The organism is Actinomadura luteofluorescens, assembly GCF_013409365.1.
Taxonomy (GTDB): Bacteria; Actinomycetota; Actinomycetes; order Streptosporangiales; family Streptosporangiaceae; genus Spirillospora; species Spirillospora luteofluorescens.
The window spans coordinates 4169158-4187547 of the sequence record NZ_JACCBA010000001.1 but is presented as its reverse complement, the minus strand read 5'-3'; the positions used below and the strand labels follow the sequence as shown (position 1 = coordinate 4187547).

Genomic DNA, 18390 nt, shown 5'->3' with positions numbered 1-18390 from the left:
AATTCTTTAACGAACTACCTTGACTCTCGTCCGCATCCGCTCGCGTGCCGGACGTGCGTGCGGTTCTCGATGGCGAACTCTGATGGGAGAAGCCTCATGCCCGAATCCCTGACTCCGCGCGAGGTCTTTCTGGAGCTGGTGCACGGTGTCTGCGAGGAGCGCTGGGAAGAAGTGATCGAGCTCTACGCCGAGCAGACCCACGTAGAGCACCCTTTCCATCCACTCGCGGCACCCGCGCTGCGATCGCTCGAAGAGTTGCGGGCGCACTTCGGGATCGGCGCACCGCCTGGCGCCTACACGGGGCACACCCTGCGTCGCCGGCCGGTCGGCATCACTGTTCACGAGACCGCGGATCCCGAGGTCATCGTGGGTGAGTTCCGGTACGAGGGGATCGTGGTGGAGACCGGTGAGCCGTTCACCGTTCCGGCTGTCTTCGTCATGCGGGTCCGCGACGGAAAGATCGTCGAATCCCGTGATTACCTGGACCACCTGCGCTCTGCCCAAGCGCGTGGTCAGCTGGACGATGTCCTCGCCGCCGTCAGGCAGCACCATGACTCCTGATCAGCGAGGGGGCCCGGCATGTTCGTCTTCCAGAGCAGAGATGCTCGGCGACGACACCGGCTCCCACGGCGCGCGACCCCCGGCTGAGACCAAGCGAAGCCTGGTCATCATGAAGCGCCAAGCAGACACGATGTGACGCCATGCCGCGACCAGTAGGAGCCCAAGGAGGCAGGGCGCTCGCGGACGTTTGTCAGGTGCATGCGGCATGCTCTGACCCATGGACGAGGACAGCTTCTGGCAGCTCATCGAAGCTTGCAGACCAGAAGTGCCTGACCCGGATGCCGAGCATCTTGCGGCCACGCTGACGACACGCCTCGCTGCCGGCCCCGTGGCTGCCGTCATCGGGTTCGCCGAGAACCTGTCGTGCGCGCTGTACCGTCTGGATCGCAGAGAGTACGGCGAGGACCTATCGGGCGACGCCTTCCTTTACACGCGCGCTGCCGTCGTTGCCGCCGGTCGCGAAGCCTACGAAAGAGTCCTCGAAGATCCGGCGGAGTTCGTCCCATATGTCGCCGACCTAGTATGGGCGGAGAGCCTGCTCTACGTACCTGACCGCGCCTATGCGCACCTCACAGGCGAGGAGTGGGACCGCAGCACCCGCTACTCGTACGAGTCCTACTCGAATACCGCCGGTTGGGCCGGTTGACGGACAGCGGTCGTGGCACCGAGGACATGCCCTCGGGCGGTCCGGTCGGAGCGGTCGCGCATGTTGATGAACCGCTGTCGTTTCCGTCCAAGACGGCCGCCGCGGTCGCGATCTAGCGTGGACCGAGCGGTTCGCCCGAACATGAGGAGACAACAATGCGTGACCTGGTCTACACCGGTTTCATGTCGCTCGACGGTGTCGTGGACTCGCCTGGCGGCGGGCCGGGGGAGGAGCACCGCAGCGGCGGCTGGGTGTTCAAGGACCTTGAGTTCGTCCCGGAAGCCTGGTCGCTGAAGGGTGAGGAGCTCGCCGACACGACGGCGCTGATGTTCGGCCGCCGCAGCTACGAGGCGTTCGCGAAGGTCTGGCCCGGTTCGGAGGACCACGCCGACTACAAGGAACTGCCCAAGTACGTGGTGTCGACGACGCTGTCCGATGACGCTCTCGTCGACGGGTGGGGGCCGACGACGATCCTGCGCTCGACCGAGGACGTCGCCGCGCTCAAGGAGGGCGAGGGCGGCGCGATCTTCATCCACGGGAGCGCGGAGCTGGCACGGCGGCTGTCGGAGGCGGGTCTGATCGACCAGTACAACCTGCTCGTCTTCCCCGTCCTGCTCGGTGCCGGGAAGAGCCTGTTCGACCGGGCCGACCGCGACAAGCAGATGCTGACGCTACGGGAGTCGGAGAGCTACTCGAACGGGATCCTGAAGCTCGTCTACGACGTCAAGCGCTGATCCAGGTCGAGGGCGATCGCGCCGCCGGCGCCCTCGCGCAACTGCCCGGCGGTGCGTCCGACGTAGGAGCGCAGCGCCCGGGCCAGGTGCGACTCGTCGAAGTAGTCGAGCTTGGTGACGACGTCGGCGGCCGGTTCGCCGACCGCGAGCAGCTCCGCCGCCTTGCGGGCGCGCTCGATCTGCCGGACGCCGCCGCGCGTCAGCCCGGTCACGGCACGGAACCGGCGTTCGATCGTGCGCCCTGAGACGGCCGGGCGGTGACCCCGCAGGACGTCGGTGACGAGCGGGTCGCGGACGACGATGCCGGTCCGGACGAGACGCTCGACGAGGCCCTCGGCGTCGTCGGGGCCGGGCTTCTCCCAGCGCTCGCCGTCCAGCCGGAACGTCCGGTGCGTGGTGTCGGGCAGCTCGATGCCGCCGTCGACCAGCGCCGCCGTGGGCACGGCCCGCAACGAGGTGCCCACGGCGAAATCGATGCCGGTGAAGGTCGCACCTTCTGGCACGGGCACTGTGCCGGTCCGGGTTTCGGGACCGGTGATTCCCGCGTACGCCCGGCCGTCCTGCTCCCAGAACACCAGGCCCCAGCGCACCCCTGCGACGGACGTCATCGTCGTGACCTGCTCGTTCGTGCAGGTCCACACGGTGTCGACCCACGGCGAGTCGGACCGGCGCGTCTCGAAGCGCAGTTCCACGGGCGCAGGATAGCCGCGTTGGAGAGCCGTGACGGTGCAGGGCGCTGACGCGTTGGGAAGGCCACGCCGGCCTGGCGGCGGCACGGCGCCGACGACGGCCTCGCCCCGATCACGGTCCAACCTCGGATGGCAGAAGCGCGGAGGGCTTCAACGTCCCAGCTCAGGGCCGAAGTGGCGCAACACGATCTCAGGGGAGGGACACGCCACGAGCGTGTGTGCGGAAGGCGGGCGAGCGCGGACGGTCTCCTTCGACCTGTCGCATGAACGCGCAGGTTCTTCCGCAAACCAGGAGGGCGTGATGTCCGAAAGTCAAGCAGAGTCCGAGAGGCGACTGAAGCTCCTCGCCAAGAGCGACCGGATCTACACGGCAGCTCTGGACGCAGGCAAGTCCCCCGAGGAGGCCGCTGAGGAGGCCGAGGCGGTACTCCCGGAGAAGTGAGACACGGCCCTCGCGGCCGTGAACACCGGCGGCCCTCCTCGCGGGGGGCCGCTCTTGGACGATGCTGACCGGAAGCCCGCCCCGCCTCAGTAACCAGCCGACAGGGTCGGCCTCGCCGGGTCTCCCAGCTCAGCTCGGTTCATATGGCACCTTCTGATGGGCAGCGGGTCAGGAGCTTGAGGTGCCGGCTTCTTGCGACCGACCAATCAGCTCCGCCATGCGGATGAGACGGCGAACATAATGTGCACCGTCGCCGCGCAAGCGGGGAAGGACCTTTTGGAGGTCGCAAGCGCAAGCCTGGATGATGCGGGCCCGCTTCACATCGAGCACCCCACGTCCCTGCAGATAGGACGAGATGCAGCCAGCCATCGCGCCATCAATCTCGACCACATCGCCGTCACTGTCATCGGCCTTGTACAGCTCTTCAGGCCAGGATGCGCTGAGGTGTTCGGCCCACAGCGCAGTGACCTCGTCAAGGACTGCCTCGTTCATTCGGCTGACGCTACGCGGTGGGCAGGAAGCGTCAGACGAAGCCGGCAACGCGGTTTCGATTCCCGTCACCCACTCCACGCAGAAGGCCCAGTTCAGGAGGCATCGTCAGCCGGGCGCCTGGCCGCGGCTCGGGTTCATGAGCCTGGGCCCTCCTTGTTCCTGCCCGTCAGCCCCGGCCCGCGTGCGCCGCCCTCGTCCTCCTGGTCGGCCTGGACGAGGACGGCGAGTCCGTCCGCGATGACACGTTCAGCGCAGTGGGACGTCCACGTCGGACGCGAGGCCCGCCGATCCTTGCCAGCGCAGCGCCATGAAGCCGGGAAGGTCCCCCATCAGTCCGTCGGTTCCCATGGCTCTCGCACCGGCAGTGATCAGGCGGCCTTGCCGCGGGCGATGTAGAGGTTCATGTTGGTGAAGTCGACGGTGATGTTGTAGGGCTTGAAGAAACAGTGAGAGAAGTGGCCGATCGCGTCGAATCCCGGCCCGTAGGGCCAGGGCACGTTGACCGGCATGTTCGGGTCCATTTCGCAATAGACGTCGTTGGCGACGGCGTCGCCGAGGCGGATCTCCTTGGGGTAGCAGGGGTAGGTGACGGTGGGATGGCTGTGGGCGGCAGTCTCGAAGGGGCGGTCGTAGTCGGTGCGGACGCCCAACTGCTCGGCCACCTCCCCGGGCATGCCCGCGGTGGCCTCGCCGCTGATTCCGCCGAAGTTCACGCCCATCACCCGTAGGCCGGAGCCGGCGATGCTGCCCGTGCTGCTGAGATCGTGGTCGCGGGACAGCCACAGTGGCAGTGGTTTGGCGCCCGCCCGTGCGGCGTCGGCGCGTACCTTCCTGGCCGCTTGGGCGGTCGGGCGGCGCAGGATCAGCGACCGGCCCGCGTAGTCGAAGGTGGTCAGCAGGTGGTAGAAGACCCACGTGCCGATCATGCCGTCGTTTTCGGTGTCGACGTCTTCGCCCGTCTCCGTCGCCGACCAGCCCACGGGGACGTTGCGGAGTTCGAGGCCGCCCAGATTGAAGGAGTCCAACACCCCGTAGTACACCCATATGGTGAGGCCTTCGAATTCGGACTTCTCCTTGTAGACGGGGCTCAGCCCGGCTTCCTTGGCCGCCGACGCGGTCAAGCTCAGGTTCGGGGCTCCGGTGTAGAACGTGAAGCGCTTCGGCGGTCCGCCGTTGACCGAGGCCTCCACCACCGGTGACGGATCCGTCTGCTTCCATGGCACACGGCCGATGTCGCCGTGAATCTGGTTCGCCTCGCCGCGGATTGCCGCGAACCATCGGGCGTAACCTTCCTCGCCGGCCGCCTTCCAGCGTGGTGCGGCGAGAGCGAATTTGTTCTGCCGGATGTAGCAGTCGCCCAAGAACTGGTTGGTCTCCTTGTCGTCGGGCGCCAACTCAAGGGCCATGTTGAGGTATTTCTCAGCCTCGGGGAACTTGTTGCCCAGTAGCCCGACGTAGCCGCGCTGGCGGGCCGCGCGCAGGTTCGTGGGGTCCTTCTTCAGGATCTCCTCATACGCGCGTCCGGCCTGCTCGAACTTGCCGGCCTTGAACAACGCGTCCGCGTCACCGCCGTCGGCTCGTGCCGTGGCCGCCCCGCCCAGCAGCGGCGCGGCCGCGGCGGCACCGGCCACCACGGCGGCGCCCCGGATCAGCGAGCGCCGGTCCAGTTCTCCGTTATCGGCCACAGCCTTCTCCCCTGCCCTGTTCGTCTTCTGCCGGGGACCATGCCCGCGGCGCGGACCGCTGTGGTCCGTGCCGCCACTGAAGACCGAAGCGGGTTGCGGGGGCGTATGCGATTCCCGATACGCCCGCGATACACCGGGACACGGATCCTGGCTGGTGCGGATCTTGCTCGTGTGACCCGTAGCGGAGCGTTCCGCGTCCCAGACCTACGATCGCCACAGCGCAGCTGAGGAGCAGCGGAAAGTCAGCCGTTGCCGTACTTCATTGGACAAGGCCTGTCCGACTGGGTCGGCTTGTCGAGCACGGCCCGCCGCATCGCGACGGCTGGTGGTTCGGGCCCACCTGCGTTCGGCGTACAGCAAGAGGCAAGCCGGACCGCTCGGTAGGAGATTTCGCCTCGCCGTCATACTCGGTCTATGGGAAAGAGCTACGAGCGGATAGACGGCAGGCTGCGCACCTTCATCGAGGCGCAGCACATCTTCTTCACCGCGACGGCGCCGCTGGACGGCGACGGTACCGTCAACCTTTCGCCCAAGGGGCTCAACGGCTCGTTCGCCGTGCTCGACGAGCTCACCGTCGCCTACCTCGATTTCGCCGGCAGCAATGCCGAGACCATCGCCCATCTGCGCGAGAATGGCCGCATCACGCTGATGTGGTGCGCCTTCGACGGTCCGCCCAACATCGTGCGCGTGCACGGCCGCGGAGAGCCGGTCTTCCGCGACGACGTGCGCTGGAGCGAACTGATGGGCCATTTCCCTGACATCGACCCGACCCTGCACGGCCTGCGAGCGATCATCGTGGTGACCGCCGAGAAGATCCGCGACACCTGCGGGTACGCCGTCCCGTTCATGACCTACGAAGAGGACCGTCCGCTGCACGCATCGCGCTTCGCGCGCGAGACCGACGAGTCGCTCGACGCGTACTTCCAAAAGAAGGAGCACGTCGCGGCCAGCATCGACGGCCTACCAGGGCTGCCGCTACCGCTACCGCCACTTCCCCCGGCCGTGTAGGACCCAGCCGGTGATTGCGGGCGACCGCGCCAAGGAGACGGCCCCTTCGATACCGGCCGGCCGATCGACTGCGGGCCAGGCCATCACGCGGTTTGAACGGCTGACGATCTAGCGGCCTAAGCGTGTGCCCGCGCTGAGCTCACCCAGCGATCCGGACGTGCAGGGCGCGTTTCGCATCGCAGGAGTCACAAAGGCATGCGAGCAGATAACTGAATTGTCGAAAAACGATCTATCGCTGCTGGAGGTGGGGAATCGTGACCGAGGACGAGGTGAAGTCGCTGACCGCTTTGTGGCGCACGCGATGGGGCGGCGCGCCGATCGGGTGCGCCCTGAGCGCACGGCATCCCGATCGCTGGGTGCGGTTTCACAGCCTGCCCGACTCCAAGCGGTATGCCGAGACGGAGCAGGAGTACGAGACGATCCTGGATCGCCATCACCGCGTCCTCGCCGAGCTCGGGGCGGACGAGGGCGTCTATGTGATCGCCGGATACTTCGCGGACGCGCCCGTCCAGGCTTCCGCCGGCCCGCGAACTCACGCCGGTGCGGTTCCATGGCTGACGATCGATCCCGATGAACACCCGTACGTCGAGATACCGCTGACGCTGCGGGTCGGTACGGCTCCCCTTCGTCGCACGGCGCTGGATCCGCTCCTGCGGTGCGTGGCCGACGACGAGCTCGGCCATGTGATCATCAGTCCGCTGGATCTCCGGTGGCTCTATCACCCTTATGACGGCGGAGCCGATGTGATCGCTCCGAGCGTTCGGGAGCGTGACGGCCTGAAGAGCCGCCATGCGGACTGGCTGCCCACACCTCCGTCACGGTTGTAGGAACGCGCCCATCTCCCGTGTGAACTCGGTCGGAGGAAGGGTGTTCCGGCGGGAGGACCCGCCGGAACACCTGGAGGTCCGCTGGGGCTCAGAGCCCCAGCAGCCTGCGTACGAGTACGAACGCCGCGACGCACACGACGAACGCGATGAACTTGTGCTTCTTCGCGTAGGCCTTGATGGCGGCCGTCACGCTCTTGTTCTCGCGGTCCTCGGTGAGAAACGCGTGGATCTTCTGCCCGGCCCGGACCGTCGCGTACCCCGCCAGGCCGCAGGCGGGCGCCATGAGCGTCAGGAAGCCCCCTGCCGCCAACGCACAGATCGCGATCACGACGGCGACGATCCACTTGACCGCCGTCGTCGTCTGCCATGCTGCCGCGAGGCCCAGCAGGAAGGCCACGAAAAGTAGGAAGGCCATTGTCGGCCCCTTTCGTTTGTCGTAATACCCCTAAGGTGTGTTGCGAAGAAGACCGTCGTGGTTTCACCGCGAACGGCAAGTGGCGGTTGTGATCCCGCAGGTCAGCGACGGTGTGGTCCACGCGCGTGAGAGCACCAGGACGCCGGCGCCGCCCCCGCGCCGCTCGAAGGTTCGTGCCGTGAACTGCCCTGGCCGGTGGTGAGCCGGGGGTTCAGGTGGTGCGGCGGCCTGAGGCGACGAAGAACGGGATGGCGACGAACAGGCGGTCGTCGCGTGCCCTGGCGACCTGGTCGTCGAACCAGGCGCCCTCTCCTCCGATGCCGGCGAGGACCGGCAGGCATGCGGCGTCCGTCCACACGATCGTGTGGACCTCGACGGTGACGTCGGTGAATCCGTTGTCCAGCAGGAGGTTCCGGTAGCGGCGGGCGACGCGCGGGTGCGGCAGGGCGTCCGCGCGGGCGTGGACGAGGGAGCGCGTGAGTTCGGGGTCGTCGGAGTCGATGACGAGCGTGTCCCAGTCCTGGCCGATGAGCACCGCGCGGCCGTGGGAGGCCAGGACCCGCCGGGCCTCGGCGACGGCCTGCCCGGGTTCGGCGAGGGCGTGCAGGACCTTGTCGGCGCGGTAGCCGGTGACGGAGCCGTCGGCGAGGGGCAGCGCGGTGGCGTCGGCGACGTGGAACTCGCTCGCGGGCCGGCGTCCGGCGGCGATCTCGATCATGGCGGGGTCCAGGTCGACGCCGATGGACCGCGCCCCGCGCGCGGCCAGCTCGCCGACGGCGCGGCCGCTCCCGCAGCCGACGTCGACCACCGTGTCGCCCAGCCCTTCGTAGGTGCGTTCTCGCAGGTGGCGGGCTTGGGGCAGGTCGTCGAAGGCGTCGAGGACGGCGAGCAGCTTGGACATGGCCGCCATTGTGCGACTTAATGTCGACATGAAGTCAATCGGCGAAGTGGCGGCGCAGTTCGGGCTGCCGACGCACGTGCTGCGGTACTGGGAGGCGGAGGGGCTGCTGGCACCGGCCCGCGCCGGCGACCGGCGCCGCTACGGCGACGCCGACGTGCACCGGGTCGCGGCGATCCTGATCTCCAAGGAGGCGGGTTTCGGCCTCGCGGACATCCGGACGATGCTGGACGCCCGGTCCACGTCGGAGCGCCATGAGGTGACGGTTCGGCACCGCGAGAGGCTGCTGGTGCGGATCGCCCGGGCGCAGGCCGCCCTGGACATGATCGAGGGCGAATGCCCGCACGACGACATCATGACGTGCCCGCGTTTCCAGGGGCTTCTGGCCGATCGGCTGCGGTCGTCGGACGCGCCGGCATAGTCGACCGCAAGCGTCCGCGCGAATGAACCGTGACGCCGTTCGCGCGATGGGTCTGGGCCACCCGAGGCGCGCGAGCACATCGTCCTGGCGCCGCGCGCCGCAGGGCTCGGAGCCTGCGGCGGAACAGCAGAAAGCTCCTGGTGGCCGAGGTGTGCGCACACCCCGGCCGACCAGGAGCTTCCGGTGATCACTCTGTGCGGGCCGTGTTCGGCCTGTGAATCAGCCCGCGTGATCTGCGTTCGTCACCATGGCGCCGGCTCCGCCGCCTGGGTCGGCCCCGGTGCGGTGGCTTCCCGATGCCGGCGAATGGAGCGGCGGCTCACGGTGAGGTCTCGCTTCGGTCCGGCAGGCTCAGCCGCCGACCTTCCACTTGTAGGCGCCGTTCTTGTAGCCGCGGAGGATGACGTACGGCTTGTAGGTGTAGCGGTTCCCCGTGTAGTAGAACGCGCCCTGGGCGTAGGTCGTCACGTAGGCCCAGTTGCTGGGGTGGGTGGCCTTCTTCACCTTCCAGCCCTTCCACACCCACTTGTACTTGTTGTAGGTGTAGGCCTTCAGGTTGGCCCGGTAGGAGCGGACGGAGTAGCCGTTGTAGCACCAGTAGAGGCGGCTGGTGACCGCGATGATCCACTTGCCGTTGGAGGCCTTCCGGCCGCGGGTGTACTGGATGGTGCGGCAGTACGTGGCCGCCTGGACCGAGGCCTTCTCCTTGGCGGTCAGCGGCTGGCCCATGCTCTGGGCCTCGGCGATGAGCTGCTTCTTGGAGATCGGCTGCTGGCTGGTGCTGGTCACCTCCTTGCCGAGCTTGTCGGCGGGCTTGGTCTCCGCCTGCGCGGCCGGGCCCGCGGCGAGGACACCGGCGGCCAGGGCGCCGGAGAGGACGGTCACGATGGCGACACGCCGCATGTATTCCTCCATGCTTGGAAATGGGGGGAGCGTGCAAGGTACCGCAGTGAGAGACTGTCGGGGGCCGTTGCACCTTTCTCGCCTTATGTGATGCTTGCGACGCCGGATTGGTTCCGCGTCGAACGCAACCAATCCTGGCAGTTTCGGCGCCGGCGCTGTGACGCCCGCGGCCGGGTTGGGACGCGGGGTCGCCGTCCGTCCCAGAGACCCCTGCGCGGCCGCTGACGGGCCCCTCGGACCGAGTCCGAAATGTCGACTTTCTGAATCGCCGCGCTCACCGGTCCCGGCAGGTGGCGCCCGGGGTCCGAGGCGGCGTGGGCGTGCCGCTCCGGTGATGGAGGCTCCCTGAAGCGCATGCGTGGCGGCGAGCGGCTGCCTGTCCGGTGCCGCCTGTGAAACGGTAACGATTATCCGGCGCTCGGTGCCGGTCGCCCGGGTCCCCTGGGCCAGTAACTGAAACACCGTGAGGTCGACATGTCTACGGATTACATAGTTGCCGCCCTGACCTTCGTGGTCGTGCTGGTTTCCATGCTCGTCACGCACAACGTCGCCGACCACTGGGTCCAGCCCCAGGCCCAGTCCAGGGACAAGGGACTGCACGGCGTCCACATGTGGAAGGGGCGCCTGGCATGTCTGCGGCACGTCGCGTCGTACACCGCCTGCACGGCGCTGATCGTCGCCGTGATGTGGGCGCTCTTCGAGTTACGGGTCTCGCTGTTCAGCTTCATCCTCGGACAGCTGATCTCGGCGGTCACCCACTTCTGGGCCGACCGCCGGACCACCCTGCGACGCCTGGCCGAATTCGTCGACAGGTTGCAGGGGCTCAAGGATGAGGCCGTCGGGTCCTTCTACCAGCTCGGCGCCCCGCGCGCCGGGAAGGACGACAACCCCGCGCTGGGCGGCGGTGGTCACCGCCGGTCGTGGGTCGTGGTGGCCCATCGGGGGTCGATGCGGCCCAGCCAGGCGTCTTGATCATCTGCCAGGGGGCGTGTGAGCGGCAGCGGCAGGAAACGACAGGCGAAGGCCAGGCCGGCGTCGTCTCCATCGCCGCATACCTCGTGGTTCCACGCGTCCGCGGTGGTGGCGGGCACATGAAGATGGAGATAGGTGGTCCTGCGCGGCCGGCCGGTGTCGGGATGGGGCTTGTCTTCCACGCCGAGTGGCCCGACCACCGAGGCGGTGCGCAGGCCGGTCTCTTCGAAGACCTCCCGCAAGACGGCCTGTTCGGGCGTCTCCCCAGGCTGGACGCCGCCGGCCGGAACCTGGGTGCCGGCCTGAGGCAGGCCGACGTGGTCGAAGACAAGGAGCTCGGGGCCAGGACGGTGCCTGATCACATAGGCGGCGACACGGATTCTGGGTCGGGTCACCCGAGCATTGTGCGTTCGTGAGCCGCGAGTGTTGCTCGATTTTTGACAGCGGCCTGGATCTGGCCGGACGGCGGTGGACGGCCGGGATGGCACCGCCCTCGCCGGGCTCGGGAGGGTGGTTGGTGGCGGCGTGTCGCAGTGGGGGCGGTTTCAGGGGGTGTTCGGGGGATAGGGGAGCGAACGTGTAGTCGTGCCTTGGGGGAGGGTGTTATGAGCATGCCGCACAGGGCGGTCCATCGGCTGGAGAACGCGGAGGCCCTGGACAAGGTCGCCGAACCGCTCAGTTCCGTGGTGCAACGGGCGGTCCGGCCGCGCCTCGTCCGCGATCTGCTCAGCGGGACCAAGCTGGGGCACCCGCTGCATCCGGCGCTCACCGACGTGGCGATCGGCGCGTGGAGCATGGCCGGGCTGGTGGACGTCGCCGGAGGTCCCGAGGCGGAACCGGTCGCCGACCTGCTGACCGCGGCCGGAGTGGCCGCCGCCGTGCCGACGGCCCTGAGCGGGTTCAACGACTGGGCCGACACGCTGGGAGCCGAGCGCCGGGTGGGGCTCGTCCACGCGGGCGTCAACACGGCGGCACTCGCGCTCTACGCGGCGTCCCTCGGCGCGCGTTCCGGCAAGGCCAAGGCCCTCCGGTTCGCCGGCTTCGCGGCGATGGGGGTCAGCGCCTACCTCGGCGGTCACCTGACCTTCACCAGGGGCGTCAACGTCAACCGCACAGCGTGGCAGCAGGGGCCGGAAGAGTGGACTCCGGTACTGGCGGCGTCCGAACTCGCCGAGGGCGAGCACCGCACAGCGGACGCGGACGGCGTGCGTGTCCTGCTCTACCGGACGTCCACGAAACTGCACGCCATCGCCGCGACCTGCACCCACCTGGGCGGCCCCCTGGGCGAGGGGACGATCGAGGACGGTTGCGTCACCTGCCCATGGCATGGCAGTACGTTCCGCCTCGACGACGGCGGCATCGAGCGCGGCCCGGCCAGCGCGCCGCAACCGTCCTACGAGGCGCGGATCCAGAACGGACGCATCGAGGTTCGAGTCCCCCCACCGGGCACCCAGTCCGACATGGCCAATGAGGGCGCCCACCGAATGGGACGCCACCTCACTCGAACTCCGGCCGAATAAGGCGGCCGTGCCCGCCTAATCCGTGGGGGCCTCGGCCAGGGAGAGGCTGTTGCCGTCGGGGTCCAGGACGACGACGTGACGGACGCCGTTGCTGTAGGTCTCCACGGGTTCGTGCGTGATGCCGTGGGCGGCGAGGCGGGCCAGGATGTCGTCGAGGTCGGTCACGCCGAGCGTCACCATGGCCTGGCCGACGCGGTCGGCGCGCACGTCCCGGTGGTCGACGACCACCCACGCGTTCTCGCCGACCTGCCACAGATGCTCCCCGCCGATGACCTCGTCCGCCGGGCGCCCGAAGAACACCTCGAACCACGCCAGAGCCCTGGCCTGGTCGTTCACCGGCATGATGCTGTACAGGTCCACGCAACTCACTCCACTCGGTCGCTCGAGAAGGTGGACCGCCCGTGTGGTCGGGAGTCATCGGAGATGGCTCAGATCTTGGACGGGCGGCTACTCGGGGGCCGACCGTCGGCCGAGGAATCCGGTGAGGGTCTCGTGGTTGCGCTGGAGGCCCTCGATGCGTGCGTTGAGCGCCGTGAGTTCCCGGTCGAGGAGGTCGCGGATGCCGGCGCACCAGTCGAAGTCCGGCTGGTCGCTGCGGGTGCAGGGGAGCACCTGCCGGATCACCTCGGACGTCAGGCCCGCGTCCAGCAGCACGCGGATCTTCCGTACGGTGAGCACTGAATCGTCGCCGTAGCGGCGGTAGCCGTTCGAGCCGCGCTCGGCCTGGAGCAGGCCCTGCTCCTCGTAGTACCGCAGCAGCCGCGGGCTGACACCCGTACGGCGGGACAACTCCCCGATCAGCATGTCACCGTCCTGGATTGACCTTCTCACCAGTGTGAATGCCTAACGTCGTCCTGCAGGCGATCATTCCGCACGCTGGAGAAGCACATGACCACTCTTGCCGTCCAACGCAACGGCCGCGCGGCGACCTCCGACGAGCTCGCGCCGCTCGCCTTCGCCGGCTTCGCCCACTTCACCGCCATGCAGGTGCGTGGCGGCAAGGTCCGGGGCCTCGACCTTCACCTGGGACGGCTGCGGTCCGCCTCGATGGAGCTGTTCGGGAGGGCGCTGCCGGACGAGCGGGTGCGGTCCTACCTGCGGGCGGCGCTGGAGGAGGGGCCCGCGGACGTCTCGCTCACGGCCACCATGTACTCGTCGCCGGGGGAGTTCACCGCGGGCGAGAAGCCGGGTGAGCCCGAAGTCCTGGTCCGGACGGGGACGCCCGCGTCCGGACCGCAAGGTCCGCTGAGGCTGGCGACGGTCCAGTACGACCGGTATCTGCCTGCCCTGAAGCACGTCGGGGAGGTGGCCAAGACCCACCTCATGCGCCGGGCCGTCCAGGACGGCTTCGACGACGCCGCCTTCGTCGACCGCCGGGGGCGGCTCAGCGAGGCGACGATCTGGAACCTTGCCTTCTGGGGCGGCGACGCCGTGGTGTGGCCCGAGGCCGAGATGCTTCCCGGGACCACGATGGGCATCGTTCGCCGGCAACTGGACCGCCTCGGCGTCCCCCAACGCGTCCGGCAGGTCACCCCCGCCGACGTGCCGGGCCTTGCCGGCGCCGTGGTCATGAACTCCTGGACGCCGGGGGTCGCGGTCCACCAGATCGGCGCGACCCCCGTCCCCGCAGCCCCACACTTCCTGGACCTGCTGCACCAGGCCTACAAGGCCGAACCCTTCACCGATTTCTAGGCCCCGGGGTTCTCGCCGGGCCCGACTCCCTTCGGCCTACCACCTAGGAGATGCGTGCGGGCGATGGCCGCCTCTGACCGAGGCCAGGCGGGGCCGCCTCCCGGGCCCTCCCACCGCGTGTCCGAAATGAGATCTTTGTCGTGCATCAAGCTTCATTTGCCGGGGACAAAACGGCCCGAACGAACCTAAGGCAGACCCCCGAGGAGGACCCCCAATGCCTTGGCTGATGATCCTGGTGCTTCTGCTGGCGCTGATCCTGTTCGGCGTCGGCTTCACTCTCAAGATCCTTTGGGTCGTGGCCGCGATCGTCCTGATCCTGTGGCTGCTGGGCTTCGTGCTGCGCAGCGCGGGCCCGTCCGGCAAGCGCGGTCGCTGGTACCGCTGGTAACACCGAGAACGGCGCCGCCCCGTCCAGGTTCTGGACGGGGCGGCGCCGTTCGCGCGACTGGTGATTCGCGCGATGTGGAGGGCGGGACGCCCGGCGGACACTGTGGCCCCCTGACATCGTGGAGGTCACCGTGCGTTTCTCCCTGCGGGTTCCCTGGCGGCGGCTCGCCGCCGCGGCGGCGGGGGCGGGGCTGCTCGCCGCCCCGCTGTGCGCCTCGCCCCCCGCCCTGGCCGCGGCCTCCGGGCCCGTGGTCACCGTCCCGCCCCCGGGCGCCCACGGCTTCCCGTTCCTGGCGGCGGCCGAGGATCTCGGGTCGTTCGGGTACACCGAGAACGAGTACTTCATCACCGGCACCGCCACCTCGTACGCCAAGTCCGGCCTGTGGACGTCCGACGGCCGGTGGGACGTGCGGGCGTCCGGGCAGGCCCCTTACAAGACCAGGCTCCTGGTCCGGCGCCCCTCCGATCCGGCGAAGTTCAACGGGACCGTCGTGGTCGAGTGGCTCAACGTCAGCGGCCAGCTGGAGCTGTCCCCGGACTACTGGTTCGAGCGGGACGAGCTGCTGCGCGAGGGCTACGCGTGGGTCGGCGTCTCGGCGCAGTCGGTCGGCGTCAACGGCGGGCTCGGGAAGATCCGCGGGCTCAGGGGGTGGGACCCGGCCCGGTACGGCGGCCTCGTCCACCCCGGGGACGCCTTCTCCTACGACATCTTCTCCCAGGCCGGGCAGGCGCTGCGCAGCCCGGACGGTCCCGACCCGCTCGGCGGGCTCGCGGTGCGGACGCTGCTGGCGGACGGGGAGTCGCAGTCCGCCGGGCTCATGACCACCTACGCCAACGCCGTCCAGCCGGTTTCGCGGGTCTACGACGGCTTCATGATCCACAGCAACGGCGCGGTCGGGGCCCCGATCAGCGGCGAACTGTCCGACACGCTGTGGATGCCGAACCCGTCCCGGATCCGGACGGACCTGACCGTGCCCACCTTCGTGGTGCTGACCGAGACCGACGTCCCCCTGGCGGCGGCCGCGCGCCAGCCGGACACCGACCGGGTCGTGCACTGGGAACTCGCCGGCACCTCGCACGGCGACCAGTGGGCCTACCACCTCGGCCAGGCGACGGTGGAGAGGTCGGCGGGGGCGGACGCGCCGGCGCCCGACTGCGCGGCCGGCTCGGCCCCGTACAACGACGGGCCCGGCCACTACGCGATGAACGCGGCGCTGCGCCGGCTGGACGCGTGGGCGCGCGGAGGGGCGCGGCCGGCGAGCGGGGCGCCGCTCGACACGATCCTGCGCGACCCGCGCACCGGGCTCGCGACCGGGGGCGTGCGGCTGCCGGACGTCGCGGTCCCGACCCGGACGCTCACCGGGATGCGCGACACCGCGGGCAGCGGCGTCTTCTGCGGCCTCTACGGCGCCCGGGACCCGTGGAACGGCGGCGCCGATCCCTGGGACCGGCATGACGCGGGCGACCCGTCCGATCCGTCCCTTCCGTTCACGGCGGAGCCGGTGCTCAGCGTGCTGTACCCGACGCACGCCGGCTACGTGAGCAAGGTCCGGGCGGCCGCGCAGGCCTCGGTGAGCGCCGGCCACCTGCTCCCCGAGGACGCGACGACGATCATCGCGGCCGCGGAGCGCTCCGGCACCGGCGGCTGACTCCCCACCGCACGGCGGCTCCGTCCCAAGACCGATTCGGGACGGGGCCGTCCGCACATCGGATGAGCCCGGTGCGGGAAGAGAGATGGTGGAGGTGGCGAATGCCCGGAAGGTACGGTTCGCAGTTCGGCCCCGACATCACGTTCCTCGGGGTGCCGCGCTGCACCTGGTCCGACCCGTCGACGTACGAGGACGCCGACGTGGTCATCATCGGGGCGCCGTTCGACGGCGGCACGTCCCACCGGCCGGGAACCCGCTTCGGACCGCAGTACATCCGCCAGTCCTGCTATATGCCCCACGACGGCTCGCGTCCATCCCTTGCCCTGCGGGTCGACGGGCTCCGGGGCGACCTCACGGTCCGCGACGCCGGCGATGTCGAGATGTACTCCGGGGACGCCGAGCGTTCCGTCCGAACACTTCAGGAGGCGGTGTACGCGGTCGCCCGTACCGGAACGATTCCGCTCATCCTCGGCGGCGACCACACGATCGCGTGGCCCGACGCCGCCGGGGTGGCCGACCACCTGGGCGCCGGGCGGGTCTCGATGGTCCACTTCGACGCGCACGCCGACACGGGCGACGTGAACCTCGGTTCGCTGGTCGGCCACGGGCAGCCGATGCGGCGGTTGATCGAGTCCGGGGCGGTGCGCGGCGACCGGTTCCTGCAGCTGGGCCTGCGCGGGTACTGGCCGGGTCCCGAGACGCTGGAGTGGATGGCCGCGCAGGGCATGCGCTCCTACGAGATGTCCGAGATCGTCGCTCGCGGCCTGGACGAGTGCCTGACGGAGGCGTTCGAGATCGCCACCGACGCGTGCGACGGGGTGTTCCTGTCGGTCGACATCGATGTGTGCGACCCGGGCCACGCGCCGGGCACCGGGACACCCGAGCCCGGCGGGCTGACCGGGCGCGAGCTCCTGGACGCGGTCCGGCGCGTCACCTACGAGCTGCCGGTCGTCGGGGTCGACGTCGTGGAGGTCTCCCCGCCCTACGACAATGCCGACATCACCTCGGCTCTGGCCAACCGCGTCGTCCTGGAGGCGCTGTCGGGCATCGCTCGGCGCCGCCGCGACGGGCGTGACGGGACGCGGTGGGACCCACGCCGCCCCCTGCTCGACGGGCGCTAGAGGTCAGCGGCGGGCGAGGAGACGCTCGTCCGGCGCCGCCCGGTAGGGGAGGCTGTAGTAGGCGAAGACCTCGGGTTCGGCATCGGCGAAGAGCTCGCCGTTGGTGTCGATCCCCGGAGCGCCCTTGACCTGCTTCTTGTCGTGCGCGACGCGGAGGTGGTCCGGGCCCAGCGTGCATCCGGCCAGCGGCACGAAGACCAGGCGCTGCCGGGTCGGCAGGCCGATCCTGACCGTGGCGAACGAGGGCCGGTCGGTGAGCGTGTCGACGTAGACGGCCTCCAGCGGCCCGATCTTGCTCCCGGTCGGGTCGATCACGGTCCGGCCGCGCCATTGACGAATGTCCTCGATCTCGAACATGTCATGTCCAACCGTAGGTTCTCTGGTGTATTTACCCAGCTCACAGCGGATATCCCGGGTCTCACGGGCGGTGGAAGGCGTGGGTCTCCCCCGGGGCGACGTACGTGGCCCGGCCGGTCAGTCCACGACGCTCCAGCTCGCGACGGAAGTCGTCCAGGGGCGACTTCATGACGGCGTAGTCGTTGTAGTGGACCGGCACCGCGACCGCCGGGCGGATCGTCTCGACGACGTCCGCGCCCTGGGCGCCGTCCATGGTGACCACGAGCCCGCCGGGCAGCGTGGTGCCGCCCAGGTGGAGCACGGCCAGATCGATGTCGGAGGTGCGGCGGGCGATCTGCTGGATGCCGTCGAACATCAGGGTGTCGCCGGTGATGTAGAGGCGGAACCGCACGTCGCCGCTCACGGGGCCGAACTCCAGGAGGCTGCCCATGACCGGTGGCAGCAGCCACCGGGCGGGGGCCGGGGGCGTGCCGGCCCGGCATGGACGTGATGCGCAGCAGCGAGCCGTCCTTGACGAGGGTGTGCGACTCCCAGGTGCGCAGGCCGACCGCGTGGCGGAAGCGGTGCAAGCCCTGGAGGCGCCGGGCCGCGTGGGGTGTGGTGACGATGGGCAGGCCCCGGTCGAGTTTCGCGCGGGCGATCCGGTCCCAGTGGTCGCCGTGGAGGTGGGACAGGACGACGGCGTCCAGCCGCGGCAGGTCGCCGGCCTGGAGGGCGGGCTCGGTGAGGCGCCGGGAGGACAGCCCGAACCCGAGATAGGCGCGCTGCCCGCGATGCAGGAAGTTGGGATCGGTCAGCAGGGTGAACGGCCCGCAGCGCAGCAGTGTCGTCGCGTTGCCGATGAACCGCATCGAGAGCTGGCGTAGCGCGAGATCCGCTTCGGTTTTCATGCCTTTTCCCCCTTTGGGCCGGTCATGCCCGCCAAAGGGAGTGCGAACCCCGCGAGCGCGGCGGAGGGGGGCCGGAGAACC

General features: G+C 69.4%; 24 protein-coding genes and 1 pseudogene. 13 read left to right on the top strand and 12 right to left on the bottom strand.

All coding sequences use genetic code 11. The features are described from left to right. Positions 1-96 precede the first annotated feature (96 nt). From BJY14_RS19360 to BJY14_RS19350, 3 genes are all read left to right on the top strand, one after another. Positions 97-561, top strand: coding sequence for a nuclear transport factor 2 family protein (locus BJY14_RS19360; protein ID WP_179844908.1), 465 nt, complete (start codon positions 97-99; stop codon positions 559-561). A 217-nt stretch (positions 562-778) separates the two neighbouring features. Continuing rightward, positions 779-1207, top strand: a complete 429-nt coding sequence (locus BJY14_RS19355) for a DUF4240 domain-containing protein (protein WP_179844907.1) — start codon at positions 779-781, stop codon at positions 1205-1207. 155 nt (positions 1208-1362) lie between these two features. Further along, complete coding sequence (locus BJY14_RS19350) at positions 1363-1941, top strand: dihydrofolate reductase family protein (RefSeq protein ID WP_179844906.1); 579 nt, start codon at positions 1363-1365, stop codon at positions 1939-1941. Here BJY14_RS19350 and BJY14_RS19345 read toward each other — a convergent pair. Then, positions 1923-2633 (bottom strand): helix-turn-helix domain-containing protein, encoded by a 711-nt coding sequence (locus BJY14_RS19345; protein WP_179844905.1) that lies wholly within the window; start codon positions 2631-2633, stop codon positions 1923-1925. The genes BJY14_RS19350 and BJY14_RS19345 overlap by 19 nt on opposite strands. 298 nt (positions 2634-2931) lie before the next feature. On the opposite strand from BJY14_RS19345, the gene BJY14_RS19340 reads away from it, so the two are divergent. Further along, the gene (locus BJY14_RS19340) at positions 2932-3072 is read left to right on the top strand and encodes a hypothetical protein (RefSeq protein ID WP_179844904.1); all 141 of its coding nucleotides are present in this window, start codon (positions 2932-2934) and stop codon (positions 3070-3072) included. Between the two features lie 168 nt (positions 3073-3240). Here the strand turns inward: BJY14_RS19340 and BJY14_RS19335 are convergent, their stop codons facing one another. Continuing rightward, positions 3241-3564, bottom strand: coding sequence for a hypothetical protein (locus tag BJY14_RS19335; protein ID WP_179844903.1), 324 nt, complete (start codon positions 3562-3564; stop codon positions 3241-3243). 368 nt (positions 3565-3932) lie between these two features. Beyond that, complete coding sequence (locus BJY14_RS19330; protein ID WP_179844902.1) at positions 3933-5249, bottom strand: aspartyl protease family protein; 1317 nt, start codon at positions 5247-5249, stop codon at positions 3933-3935. A gap of 414 nt (positions 5250-5663) precedes the next feature. Between BJY14_RS19330 and BJY14_RS19325 the strand changes: the two genes are divergently transcribed. Together BJY14_RS19325 and BJY14_RS19320 are read left to right on the top strand one after the other, a co-directional pair. Further along, the gene (locus tag BJY14_RS19325; protein ID WP_179844901.1) at positions 5664-6257 is read left to right on the top strand and encodes a pyridoxamine 5'-phosphate oxidase family protein; all 594 of its coding nucleotides are present in this window, start codon (positions 5664-5666) and stop codon (positions 6255-6257) included. A gap of 254 nt (positions 6258-6511) precedes the next feature. Continuing rightward, positions 6512-7084 (top strand): DUF3885 domain-containing protein, encoded by a 573-nt coding sequence (locus tag BJY14_RS19320; RefSeq protein ID WP_218905497.1) that lies wholly within the window; start codon positions 6512-6514, stop codon positions 7082-7084. A gap of 88 nt (positions 7085-7172) precedes the next feature. Here BJY14_RS19320 and BJY14_RS19315 read toward each other — a convergent pair whose 3' ends face one another. After that, positions 7173-7499, bottom strand: a complete 327-nt coding sequence (locus BJY14_RS19315) for a hypothetical protein (protein ID WP_179844900.1) — start codon at positions 7497-7499, stop codon at positions 7173-7175. Positions 7500-7710: 211 nt separating this feature from the next. Further along, positions 7711-8400, bottom strand: a complete 690-nt coding sequence (locus tag BJY14_RS19310) for a methyltransferase domain-containing protein (protein ID WP_179844899.1) — start codon at positions 8398-8400, stop codon at positions 7711-7713. A gap of 28 nt (positions 8401-8428) precedes the next feature. On the opposite strand from BJY14_RS19310, the gene BJY14_RS19305 reads away from it, so the two are divergent. Further along, positions 8429-8818, top strand: coding sequence for a MerR family transcriptional regulator (locus BJY14_RS19305; RefSeq protein ID WP_179844898.1), 390 nt, complete (start codon positions 8429-8431; stop codon positions 8816-8818). A 351-nt stretch (positions 8819-9169) separates the two neighbouring features. On the opposite strand, the gene BJY14_RS19300 is transcribed toward BJY14_RS19305, so the two are convergent. Further along, positions 9170-9721: a hypothetical protein gene (locus tag BJY14_RS19300; protein WP_179844897.1), complete on the bottom strand. Its 552-nt coding sequence runs from the start codon at positions 9719-9721 to the stop codon at positions 9170-9172. Positions 9722-10195: 474 nt separating this feature from the next. Here BJY14_RS19300 and BJY14_RS19295 point away from each other — a divergent pair, with 474 nt between their 5' ends. After that, positions 10196-10693, top strand: a complete 498-nt coding sequence (locus tag BJY14_RS19295) for a transcriptional regulator (RefSeq protein ID WP_179844896.1) — start codon at positions 10196-10198, stop codon at positions 10691-10693. Here BJY14_RS19295 and BJY14_RS19290 read toward each other — a convergent pair. Beyond that, positions 10630-11055, bottom strand: a complete 426-nt coding sequence (locus BJY14_RS19290) for an NUDIX hydrolase (protein ID WP_312879793.1) — start codon at positions 11053-11055, stop codon at positions 10630-10632. The two genes, BJY14_RS19295 and BJY14_RS19290, sit on opposite strands and share 64 nt — an antisense overlap. 243 nt (positions 11056-11298) lie before the next feature. Between BJY14_RS19290 and BJY14_RS19285 the strand changes: the two genes are divergently transcribed. Further along, positions 11299-12213, top strand: a complete 915-nt coding sequence (locus tag BJY14_RS19285) for a Rieske (2Fe-2S) protein (RefSeq protein ID WP_179844894.1) — start codon at positions 11299-11301, stop codon at positions 12211-12213. A 15-nt stretch (positions 12214-12228) separates the two neighbouring features. Here the strand turns inward: BJY14_RS19285 and BJY14_RS19280 are convergent, their stop codons facing one another. Together BJY14_RS19280 and BJY14_RS19275 are read right to left on the bottom strand one after the other, a co-directional pair. Further along, on the bottom strand, positions 12229-12573 hold the full coding sequence (locus tag BJY14_RS19280; protein ID WP_218905493.1) for a VOC family protein: 345 nt from the start codon (positions 12571-12573) through the stop codon (positions 12229-12231). A gap of 87 nt (positions 12574-12660) precedes the next feature. Further along, entirely contained in the window at positions 12661-13017 is a 357-nt protein-coding gene (locus BJY14_RS19275) for a MerR family transcriptional regulator (RefSeq protein WP_179844893.1), read from the bottom strand. Positions 13018-13101: 84 nt separating this feature from the next. On the opposite strand from BJY14_RS19275, the gene BJY14_RS19270 reads away from it, so the two are divergent. The 4 genes from BJY14_RS19270 to speB all read left to right on the top strand — a co-directional run bounded on the left by BJY14_RS19270 (position 13102) and on the right by speB (position 17062). Further along, a complete protein-coding gene (locus tag BJY14_RS19270; RefSeq protein ID WP_179844892.1) occupies positions 13102-13905 on the top strand; it encodes an aminotransferase class IV family protein in 804 nt (267 codons plus the stop codon). Positions 13906-14119: 214 nt separating this feature from the next. Next, on the top strand, positions 14120-14293 hold the full coding sequence (locus BJY14_RS19265) for a hydrophobic protein (RefSeq protein ID WP_089315210.1): 174 nt from the start codon (positions 14120-14122) through the stop codon (positions 14291-14293). 130 nt (positions 14294-14423) lie between these two features. Then, a complete protein-coding gene (locus BJY14_RS19260) occupies positions 14424-15941 on the top strand; it encodes an alpha/beta hydrolase domain-containing protein (protein WP_179844891.1) in 1518 nt (505 codons plus the stop codon). Between the two features lie 101 nt (positions 15942-16042). After that, a complete protein-coding gene (gene speB, locus BJY14_RS19255; RefSeq protein WP_179844890.1) occupies positions 16043-17062 on the top strand; it encodes an agmatinase in 1020 nt (339 codons plus the stop codon). Positions 17063-17065: 3 nt separating this feature from the next. Here the strand turns inward: speB and BJY14_RS19250 are convergent, their stop codons facing one another. From BJY14_RS19250 to BJY14_RS47255, 3 genes and pseudogenes are all read right to left on the bottom strand, one after another. Next, complete coding sequence (locus BJY14_RS19250; protein WP_179844889.1) at positions 17066-17419, bottom strand: PRC-barrel domain-containing protein; 354 nt, start codon at positions 17417-17419, stop codon at positions 17066-17068. A gap of 61 nt (positions 17420-17480) precedes the next feature. Then, positions 17481-17822: an MBL fold metallo-hydrolase gene (locus BJY14_RS47260; RefSeq protein ID WP_312879823.1), complete on the bottom strand. Its 342-nt coding sequence runs from the start codon at positions 17820-17822 to the stop codon at positions 17481-17483. Positions 17823-17922: 100 nt separating this feature from the next. Then, a pseudogene (locus tag BJY14_RS47255) lies at positions 17923-18270 on the bottom strand (MBL fold metallo-hydrolase); the annotation flags it as partial. Positions 18271-18390: the final 120 nt, after the last annotated feature.